Origin of the sequence: uncultured Rothia sp., from assembly GCF_937976295.1 — a bacterium.
Lineage (GTDB): Bacteria > Actinomycetota > Actinomycetes > Actinomycetales > Micrococcaceae > Rothia.
The window spans coordinates 1-1,513 of sequence record NZ_CALJRY010000037.1; the positions used below are offsets into that span (position 1 = coordinate 1).

2 protein-coding genes are annotated in these 1,513 nt (G+C 56.1%); both read left to right on the plus strand.

From position 1 onward, the window contains the following. The coding region (locus Q0216_RS00965; protein WP_298592198.1) for a glycosyltransferase at positions 1–359 on the plus strand (359 nt) is incomplete at its 5' end. Positions 360–387: 28 nt separating this feature from the next. After that, on the plus strand, positions 388–1,170 hold the full coding sequence (locus tag Q0216_RS00970) for a phosphatase (RefSeq protein ID WP_298592200.1): 783 nt from the start codon (positions 388–390) through the stop codon (positions 1,168–1,170). Positions 1,171–1,513 lie beyond the last annotated feature (343 nt).

Here is a 1,513-nt window from a genome sequence, read left to right on the forward strand (position 1 = left end):
CGGTTCCGGCGTCTGAGCTGGCGAATATTTTCCGTGCCGCCGATATTGTGGCGTCTCCGTCCTCATCTGAAACGTTCGGGTTGGTGGCTCTGGAGGCGCAGGCGTGCGGCGCGACGGTGCTCGCTACGGATGCTGACGGTCTGCGCTACGCGGTGGAGAACCACCGTACGGGCCTGTTGGTGGCGCCTCGTACTCCGCAGCGTTGGGCTGCGGCTATTGAGCGTCTGGTGCGTGCCCCGTACCTGCGTCATTCCTTGGGTGCAAACGCCGCGGCGCGTGCCCGCACGATGGGTTGGGAGCAGACGGCACGACGGACCCTTGACACTTATGCCGAGGTACGTCAGGGTATCTCGCAGTAATGTATTTTTCACGTTGTAAGGAGTTTTAATGTCTTTCTCCATGAGCCGCGAGGAGTTCGCCGCGTACCTGGATTCTGTGCGTATTACCGGTGAAGTGGCGACCGCCCGAGAGAATAACCTGGACCATATTCAGGGCTTCCTGGATGGTAATGAGCACCTTGAGTTTGGTGTGCAGTGGACCCGCGACTGGGATTACGATTCGGTGTTTGAGGTGATGGTCCGCCGCGCGGGCCTGAACCCGGACCGTTCGCATACTCACGGTCAGGACACTATTGGTGCCGAGCAGTGCATCAGCGCGCTGGAGGAGTACGCCCGTATCTTTGGCGAGGCGGTGCGTGCCGGTTCTCGTATTCTGTTTGCGACCGGTCACCCGGCGGGTCTGTTCCCCATGTATGCGGTGATGGCTGCGGCGGCGAAGGCTGCCGGTGCTGAGGTTCTTCAGATTGAGGAGGGCGAACGCTTCCTGGATGGCGATGTCCGTCAGATTATGGATGTCGTGATGTTTGAGCAGTACGGCAATCTGCAGCATACGCATTTCCCCGGCCCGATGCGCATCGCGCTGGATCAGCTGAAGACGCGCGGTGTGACTCCGGATCTGGTGGTTTCGGATCACGGTATGGCTGGTTATGCTTCCTCGACCTGTAAGTTGCTGACGATTGGTATTGCGGATTGTAATGATCCGGGTCTGTTTGTGGCGGCTGAGCAGGGGGACCTGCCGGTGTGCGTGCCGATGGACGATAACGTTCCGCCGCGTCGTTATGAACCGATGATTGATTTCATATTGGATCGTGCGGGGCTTGAGCGTCCTTAATGTCCTCTTTGCGCCGTGTGCGTAGGGTTTGTTGTTGAGCCTCCGGGATTTATCTTTTTATATGTCGGTTATTGTTTTTCTGCAGATGCGTGAAACATACCAATAGTTTTTGGAGTTTCTTAGCTCCACTAGGCATTCTTCCCGGAGGCTCTTATTCTCTTCTTTTTCTGTGATTGATTTCATCACATCGGAGCCGCTTTACGTCTTCATTCTTCGAGACGTAAGACCCCCAACCCCGTAGAATAGTTTACGGAACACGTTTATGCGCTCTTTGGCTTCATATAGCGTTCCACTAGGCGTCTTACCAGCGCCTTTACCGTAGTCTCTGCCACTATTCACTCAG